An 8,372-nucleotide genomic window follows, 5' to 3' on the forward strand; every position below is an offset into this window, starting at 1 on the left:
CCGGCGGCGGCGCGGCGACGGCGGGCAGCGTCCCGGCGGCGGGGAGCAGCAGCGCGACGCCCAGCACCCCGACGACGACGGGCCGCAGACGCCCCCGCGGGACGGGGACGCGACGGTCGGCACGTGCGTGCCCTGGGCTGCTGAGACGTGCGGACAACGGTTCCTCCTGGCGATCCCCCGGTCGCACCGGTGACGGATCGGGTCCGCCCGGGCACTGCGGGCAGTCTCGGCGGCCTCCGCGGGCGGGTCAAGGACCAGCCCGGGCGTGGCGGGCGCCGCTCGGCCCGCGCCGGTCGCCCCGGCGTCCTCGTGGCCCACCGGCTCGTGGGAGGATCTGTGGCTGGTCTCGGGTCCGACGGCCCGGACGACCCCACCCGCGACGTAGATAGGCTGCCGCCATGAAGAAGGCACTGGTGACCGGTATCACCGGGCAGGACGGCTCGTACCTGGCCGAGCTGCTGCTCGGCAAGGGCTACGAGGTGCACGGGATCGTCCGCCGGTCCAGCACGTTCAGCACCGACCGCATCGAGCACGTCTACAAGGACCCGCACGACCCGGAGGCGCGCCTGTTCCTCCACTACGGCGACCTGAGCGACGGCACGGGCCTGCGGCACATCATCGAGAAGGTCGAGCCGGTCGAGGTCTACAACCTCGCCGCGCAGTCGCACGTGGGCGTGTCCTTCTTCCAGTCCGAGTACACCGCGGACGTCGACGCGCTCGGCACGCTGCGCCTGCTCGAGGCCATCCGGGACTACTCGCAGCGCACGGACCGGCAGGTCCGCTTCTACCAGGCCGGCACGTCGGAGCAGTTCGGCTCGACGCCGCCGCCGCAGTCCGAGACCTCGGTCATGCACCCGCGCAGCCCGTACGCGGTCGCGAAGCTCTTCTCGTACTGGCAGACGATCAACTACCGCGAGTCGTACGGGCTGTTCGCGTCCAACGGCATCCTGTTCAACCACGAGTCGGAGCGCCGCGGCGAGACGTTCGTGACGCGCAAGATCACGCGTGCGGCGACCCGCATCTCGCTCGGCCTCCAGGACAAGCTGTACCTCGGCAACCTCGACGCCAAGCGCGACTGGGGCCACGCGCGGGACTACGTCGAGGCGATGTGGCTGATCCTGCAGCACGACACCCCCGACGACTTCGTCGTGGCGACGGGCCAGATGTACTCGGTCCGCGAGTTCGTCGAGAAGGTCTTCGGCCGCCTCGACCTCGACTGGGAGAAGCACGTCGAGATCGACACGCGGTACTTCCGGCCCGCGGAGGTCGAGGCCCTGCAGGGCGACTCGACCAAGGCGCGCACCGTGCTCGGCTGGGAGCCGAAGGTCGGCATCGACGAGCTCGTGCAGCTCATGGTGGACAACGACCTCGAGCTCGCGCGCCAGGAGCGCACGCTGCGCGACGCCGGGCACGTCGTGACCGGCCGGTCCGGGGCCAACGATTGACCCGTCGCGTCTACGTCGCCGGTCATCGTGGCCTGGTCGGCTCGGCGCTGGGTCGTGCGCTGCGGCGTCGTGGTGACGCGAGCGTCCACGGCACCGAGCGCGTCGACCTGCGCGACCGTGAGCGGACGTTCGCGGCCCTCGCCGCCGCCCGTCCCGACGTCGTGGTCCTCACGGCCGGGCGGGTCGGCGGCCTCGGCGCGAACCTCGCGCAGCCGGTCGAGTTCCTCGACGACAACCTGCTGATCCAGTCGAACGTGCTCGCGGCGAGCCTCGCTGCGGGCGTCGAGCGCCTGCTGTTCGTCGGCAGCGCCAACGCCTACCCCGCCGACGCGCCGCAGCCGATCACGGAGGCCGCGCTCGGCACGGCGGCGCTCGACCCGTCGACGCGGTCGTACGGCCTGGCGAAGCTCGTGGGCACCACGCTGTGCGACGCGTACAGCGCGCAGCACGGCGTCACGTACCACTCGGTCATGCCGTGCAACCTGTACGGGCCCGGCGACCGGTTCGACCTGCGCACCGCGCACGTCGTCGCCGCCACGCTGCGCCGCTTCGGCGACGCGGTGGAGTCCGGCGCGCGCGAGGTCGTCGTCTGGGGCTCGGGCAACCAGCGCCGCCAGCTGCTCCTCGCCGACGACCTGGCGGAGGCCTGCCTGCTGCTCCTCGACCAGGAGCAGCCGCCGCCGGTCGTCAACGCCGGGCCGCGCGGCGACACCGCGATCCGCGAGGTGGCCGAGCTCGCCGCCGGGATCGTCGGATTCGACGGTGCGATAACCTTTGACACCGCCAAGCCCGAGGGTGTCCTCCGTCGTGAGCTCGACACGACCCTCCTGCACGACCTCGGCTGGAGCCCTCGGCACTCGCTCGAGGACGGCATGCGCTCGACGTGGCAGTGGTACGTCGAGCAGGAACGACGAAACCCCGTAACGGAGACCCCCGCATGACCACGCCCCAGCCCGAGACCCGCTATTCCCTGTCGCAGTCCTCGTGGGACGACGCCGAGTACGCCGCGCTGCAGCGGGTCATCGCGAGCGGTCAGTTCACGATGGCGGCCGAGACGGCCGAGTACGAGCGCGTGTTCGCGGAGTACCTCGACTCGCCGTACTGCGTGGCGGTCAACTCGGGCAGCACGGCGAACCTCCTCATGGTGGCCGCGCTGCGGTACCGCCAGGAGAACCCGCTCCAGCCGGGCGACGAGGTCATCGTGCCGGCGGTGTCGTGGCCGACCACGTACTACCCGCTCAGCCAGTACGGGCTGCGCCTGAAGTTCGTCGACATCGACGCCGAGACGCTCAACTACGACCTCGACGCGCTCGAGGCGGCGATCACCGACCGCACGCGCCTCGTCATGGTCGTGAACCTCCTGGGCAACGCGAACGACTTCGACCGCGTGCGCGCCCTCTGCGAGCCGCGCGGCATCGAGTTCGTCGAGGACAACTGCGAGTCGCTCGGCGCGACGTTCCAGGGTCGCCAGTGCGGCACGCACGGGCTCATGGGCAGCTTCAGCGGGTTCTTCTCGCACCACATCTCCACGATGGAGGGTGGCGTGATCTGCACGGCCGACGAGGAGCTGTACCACATTCTCCTGACGCTGCGGGCGCACGGCTGGACGCGCAACCTGCCGAAGTTCAACCGCGTCACCGGCGAGAAGAGCGACAACCCCTTCGAGGAGTCGTTCAAGTTCGTCCTCCCCGGGTACAGCGTCCGGCCCCTCGAGATGAGCGCGGCGGTGGGCATCGAGCAGATCGCGAAGCTCCCCGGCTTCATCGCGGACCGGCGGCGCAACGCCGAGCGGTTCCTCGAGCTCATGGCGCGCTACCCGCAGCTCATGACGCAGCGCGAGATCGGCGAGGCCAGCTGGTTCGGGTTCAGCATGGTCGTGCGACCCGACGCCCCCTTCTCGCGCGCCGACCTGGTGCGGGCCTTCCAGGCCGCGGGCATCGAGTGCCGGCCCGTCGTCGCCGGCAACTTCGCGAAGAACCCCGTCATGCGGTGGCTCGACCACGAGGTCCACGGCGAGCTGACGAACGCCGACCTCATCGACACCAACGGGCTCTTCATCGGCAACCGCGAGGGCGACCTCGGTGCCGAGCTCGAGCTGCTCGGCTCGGTCCTCGACGAGCTGGTCGGGGCGTGACCGTGGCGACGCGTCCGCACGTCCTCGTGGACATGCTGTTCTGGACCGGCACCAAGGGCGGGATCGAGACCTACGCCCGGGAGCTCTACTCGGCGCTGCGGGACACCGACCGCTTCACGTTCACCGCGCTCGCGAGCACCGAGTTCGCCGCGTCCGACCCGGCGTGGTTCCCGGGCCGGGTCGTCGACTCCGGGGTCAGCGGGAACATCGCCGGCCTCAACCGCCTGCGGTGGTCCTGGGCGGAGCTGCAGGGCGTGTCGCGGTGGGCCGACCGGCTGCACGCCGACCTCATCCACTGCCCGTCGTTGCTCGGGCCGCGCCGGTCGCGCGTCCCCACGGTCGTGTCGATGCACGACCTGCTCTACTGGACGGACCCCGAGCACATGCCCTCGCAGGTCTTCGTCAAGCCGGCGCAGTGGATGGAGTCGATGGTCGCGAAGAACGCGGCCCGGATGATCACGATCAGCCAGTCCTCGGCCCGTGACATCGACACGTACCTGAAGTTCCCGCGCGAGCGGCTCGACATCATCCCGCTCGCCGGGTCGGTCCGGGAGTCCGCCGCACGGCTGCGGACCGGCACGCCGGAGAACATGATCCTGGCGACGGGCAACCGGCTGGGCCACAAGAACTGGGGCTCGCTCATCCGCGCCCTCCCGCTCGTCCCCGAGGACGTGCGTCCCCGCCTGGTCGTGACCGGCAGCAAGGGCGACGACCCGCTGATCCCGATCGTCCAGGAGACCGGGATGCAGGACTGGGTCGACCTGCGCGGCTGGGTCACCAACGACGAGATGGACCGGCTCCTCGCGAGCGCCGCCGCGCTCGCGATCCCCTCGTTCCACGACGGGTTCTGCCTGCCGGCGCTCGACGCGATGCTCATCGGGCTGCCGGTGCTGCTCAGCGACATCCCGGTGTACCGCGAGGTCGGCGGCGACGCCGCGATCTACGTGGACCCGCACTCCCTGGAGTCCATCGCCGAGGGCATGACCGTCGTCGCGACCGACCCCGAGCGCATGCGACGCGCGGCCGAGCTGGGCCGCGCGCAGGCGGCGCGGTTCTCGTGGGAGTCCACCGCGGCGCGCACGCTCGACGTCTTCGACGAGGCGCTGGCACCCTCCGCATGAGCGACGTCGCGCAGTCGGCCCGCCTGCGCCGGCTCTCGCTGCTGTCGCTGATCGGCGGCGCGGCGTCCGGCGCCGGGATGTTCGCCCTGAACATCGTCGTCGCGCGCTCGACGTCCCCGAGCGGCTTCGCCGACTTCGCGTTCTTCCTCGCGCTCTCGCAGGTCTGGTTCATCCTCGCGGTCGCGGGCCTCGAGCTCGCGGCACCCCGGCTGCTCGCCGGCCGGTCCGACGAGGACCGGGCCGTGGTCGTCGGCAGCGTGCTGACGATCGCGTCGGTCCTCGCGGTCGTCGCGTGCGCGGTCGCGCTGGTCCTGGCCGACCCCCTGGCCGGGCTCACGAAGTCGTCGTGGCTGCTCGTCGTCCTGGCCGCGGGGTTCGGCGTGGCCACCGGGTGGCGCGCGATCGTCGAGCGGCTGACCGCCGCACGCGGGCGCGTCGGCGCCGTCGCCGTCGTCAAGTTCGTCGAGGCCACGGTCATCGTCGTCGGTGCGGTCGCGGCGGTGCTCGCGCTCGGTGAGCCGTCGTGGAGCGTGTTCGCCGGGATCGCGGTCGGCGCGGCGGTGCTGGCGGTGGCGTCCTACCTCGGCCTGCTCGCGCACCGGACCCCGCGCTGGCGCTCCGACGCCGCGACGCGACGCCAGCTCGTGTCGTTCGCCCGGTACGCCGCGCCGACCACCGTGTTCGCCGTCGCGATCATGTACATCGACAAGTTCGCGCTGCGCATCGGCGCCTCGGACGTCGAGTACGCGCAGTACTCGGCCTACTTCTCGGGCTCGGTGCTGCTCGCCGTGCAGGCCGTCTTCGTCCTGCAGAGCATCGTCCTCCCCGCGACCGTGCGGGCGGAGTCCGGCGCCGAGGTCCGCCGGACGATCGTGCGCGCCCTGCCGCTCCTCGCGGTCGCGCTGCCCGTGCTCTACGTGTGCTCGGGGTGGGTCGTCGTCAAGGTCCTCGGGCCCGACTACCACTACCTGTTCACCGAGGGCCCCCTGTTCGCGGTGTGGGCGACGCTCTACACGATCAACATCCTCGGGATGACGGCCTGCGTGGGCCGCTCGTCGCGGGCGATGCGCCGCGAGTCGTTCGTGCTGGTGTGCCGCGTCGTGGTCGCGGCGCTCGCGCTCGGCACGCTCGTCGTGACCGGCACCATGAGCATCACGGCGGTCGTCCTCGTCATGGTCGCGCTCGAGGTGTGCGAGACGGTCAACGTGATGACCATGATGCGCCGCTACCTCGTCTGACCCGCGACGACGCCGCAGGTCGCCCCTGCTGCCGGGCCCCGTCCCGCGCACGCCCGGGCTCCCGGACCCGTGAGCCCGTCGTCGACCCCCCGCTAGGCTGAAGTCCCCCACCGACCATCCGGAGGTCCTTCCCGTGCACGTGCTCGTCACCGGCGGAGCCGGTTTCATCGGCTCGAACTTCGTCCACCAGACGGTGCGCGAGCGTCCCGACGTCCGCGTCACGGTCCTCGACGCGCTCACCTACGCGGGCGACGAGCGGAGCCTCGACCCGGTCGACGGCAAGGTCGTCTTCGCCAAGGGCGACATCGCGGACCCCGACATCGTCGACAGCCTCGTCAAGGACGTCGACCTCGTCGTGCACTTCGCGGCCGAGTCCCACAACGACAACTCGCTGCACGACCCGTGGCCGTTCCTGCGGACGAACGTCATCGGCACGTACCAGCTGCTGGAGGCGGTCCGCCGCCACGGCGTGCGCTTCCACCACATCTCGACGGACGAGGTCTACGGCGACCTCGAGCTCGACGACCCGGCCAAGTTCACGCCGGAGACGCCGTACAACCCGTCGTCGCCCTACAGCTCGACCAAGGCGTCCTCCGACCTGCTGGTGCGGGCCTGGGCGCGCAGCTTCGGCGTGCAGGCCACGATCTCGAACTGCTCGAACAACTACGGGCCGTACCAGCACGTCGAGAAGTTCATCCCGCGCCAGATCACGAACGTCATCGACGGCGTCCGCCCCAAGCTCTACGGCAAGGGCGAGAACGTGCGCGACTGGATCCACGTCGACGACCACAACAGCGCGGTCTGGGCCATCATCGAGCGCGGCCGGATCGGCGAGACGTACCTCATCGGTGCGGACGGCGAGGAGAACAACAAGACCGTCGTCGAGGACATCCTCGAGATCATGGGCCAGCCCCGCGACGCCTACGACCTCGTGAGCGACCGCCCCGGCCACGACATGCGCTACGCGATCGACGCGACCAAGCTGCGCGACGAGCTCGGCTGGACCCCCCGGTACGAGAACTTCCGCGCGGGCCTCGAGGCGACGGTCACGTGGTACCGCGAGAACGAGGCCTGGTGGCGTCCGCGCAAGGACGCCACGGAGGCCAAGTACGCGCAGCTCGGCCGCTGACCGCACGTCCCGCGCCGCCACCGCCCGGAGCCGGGGTGGCGGCGCGGCGGCGGGCCGATGATCTGCACAGATCCTCCACGGCACGCGTGCGACGGCTCTGCGCCGAGCGCCAGCGACGCACCTAGCATGACGGGGTGACCAGTCGCCACGTCGCCGTCCCGCGCCCTCGTGCGGCGCGGCACGCCCGCAACCCGCGCACGCACCGGGTCCTGCGTGGCGTCGCCCTCACGACCGTCGCGCTCCTCGCGTTCGGCGTCGCGGGCGCCGCTGCGGCGTTCACCCGCCTCCAGGGCAACATGGACCGCGTCGACATCTCGGCGCTCGTGGGCCCGACCCCGCAGGTGACCCGCACCCCCGACCCGGACGACCCGAACAAGGGCCTGCCGGTCAACATCCTGGTGCTCGGGTCCGACCAGCGCGACGGCGTCAACGCCGAGATCGGCGGCTCCGTCGCGGGCATGCGCTCCGACACCACGATCCTCGTGCACATCTCCGCCGACCGGCAGCGCGTCGAGGCCATCTCGATCCCCCGCGACTCCCTCGTCGACATCCCGTCGTGCACGATGTCCAACGGCAAGACGTCGCGCGCCACGCACGGCATGTTCAACACCGCGTTCGCGACGGGCTGGGACATGGGCGGCGACATGGCGTCCGCGGCCGCCTGCACGATCCGCACGGTGCAGGAGAACACGGGCGTCCCGATCGACCACTTCGTCGTCGTCGACTTCGCCGGGTTCCAGAACATGATCAACGCCATCGGCGGCGTGGACATCTGCATCCCCAACGCGATGACGTCGAAGGACGCGGGCCTCAACGTCCAGGCCGGTCAGCAGCGTCTGGACGGCGCCACGGCGCTCGCGTTCGCCCGCGCCCGCAAGGGCAAGGGCGTGGGTGACGGCTCCGACACCAACCGCATCGGCAACCAGCAGCGCCTGGTCGCGGCGATGGCGACCGAGGTCCTCTCGAAGAACGTCCTGAGCGACCTGGGGCAGCTGGTGTCGTTCCTCGACGCGGCGACGAGCTCGCTGACCACGGACTCGGGCCTGTCCCTCACGGCGATGACCGGCCTCACCTACAACATGCGGTCCATCCGGGGTGGCAACATCACGTTCATGACCGTGCCGTGGGCGCCTGCCAAGAGCGACCCGAACCGCGTCGAGTGGACCTCGGAGGCCGACGCGCTGTGGGAGAACGTCGCCGCGGACCGACCCGCCCTGGGCGAGCCCGAGACGCCCGCGACCCCGACGGCGCCGACCACGACCGCGCCCCCGGCGGCAGGTGCGACGACCCCGCCGGACGCGGGAG

Annotated in this window: 7 protein-coding genes; all 7 read left to right on the forward strand. The window is 71.4% G+C overall.

What is annotated here, in order from left to right; genetic code table 11:
- Window positions 1–398: 398 nt before the first annotated feature.
- Complete coding sequence (gene gmd / locus HGA02_RS05495) at window positions 399–1,445, forward strand: GDP-mannose 4,6-dehydratase (RefSeq protein ID WP_168678153.1); 1,047 nt, start codon at window positions 399–401, stop codon at window positions 1,443–1,445.
- On the forward strand, window positions 1,442–2,386 hold the full coding sequence (locus HGA02_RS05500; protein ID WP_168678154.1) for a GDP-L-fucose synthase family protein: 945 nt from the start codon (window positions 1,442–1,444) through the stop codon (window positions 2,384–2,386). Before gmd ends, HGA02_RS05500 begins: the two co-directional genes overlap by 4 nt.
- Window positions 2,383–3,579, forward strand: coding sequence for a DegT/DnrJ/EryC1/StrS family aminotransferase (locus HGA02_RS05505; protein WP_168678155.1), 1,197 nt, complete (start codon window positions 2,383–2,385; stop codon window positions 3,577–3,579). The genes HGA02_RS05500 and HGA02_RS05505 overlap by 4 nt, the downstream gene beginning before the upstream one ends.
- A complete protein-coding gene (locus tag HGA02_RS05510) occupies window positions 3,576–4,700 on the forward strand; it encodes a glycosyltransferase (RefSeq protein ID WP_168678156.1) in 1,125 nt (374 codons plus the stop codon). Before HGA02_RS05505 ends, HGA02_RS05510 begins: the two co-directional genes overlap by 4 nt.
- Window positions 4,697–5,938 (forward strand): oligosaccharide flippase family protein, encoded by a 1,242-nt coding sequence (locus HGA02_RS05515; protein ID WP_168678157.1) that lies wholly within the window; start codon window positions 4,697–4,699, stop codon window positions 5,936–5,938. The genes HGA02_RS05510 and HGA02_RS05515 overlap by 4 nt, the downstream gene beginning before the upstream one ends.
- Before the next feature lie 133 nt (window positions 5,939–6,071).
- On the forward strand, window positions 6,072–7,067 hold the full coding sequence (gene rfbB, locus HGA02_RS05520) for a dTDP-glucose 4,6-dehydratase (RefSeq protein ID WP_168678158.1): 996 nt from the start codon (window positions 6,072–6,074) through the stop codon (window positions 7,065–7,067).
- A 134-nt stretch (window positions 7,068–7,201) separates the two neighbouring features.
- On the forward strand, window positions 7,202–8,372 hold a 1,171-nt coding region (locus HGA02_RS05525), incomplete at its 3' end, for an LCP family protein (RefSeq protein ID WP_343035289.1).

The organism is Cellulomonas septica (assembly GCF_012396155.1).
Taxonomy (GTDB): Bacteria; Actinomycetota; Actinomycetes; order Actinomycetales; family Cellulomonadaceae; genus Cellulomonas; species Cellulomonas septica.

What these genes read in the sequence shown, in the direction of transcription:
- gmd (WP_168678153.1), top strand. Translation starts at nt 399, where the DNA reads ATGAAGAAGGCACTGGTGACCGGTATCACCGGGCAGGACGGCTCGTAC.
- HGA02_RS05505 (WP_168678155.1), top strand. Translation starts at nt 2,383, where the DNA reads ATGACCACGCCCCAGCCCGAGACCCGCTATTCCCTGTCGCAGTCCTCG.
- HGA02_RS05515 (WP_168678157.1), top strand. Translation starts at nt 4,697, where the DNA reads ATGAGCGACGTCGCGCAGTCGGCCCGCCTGCGCCGGCTCTCGCTGCTG.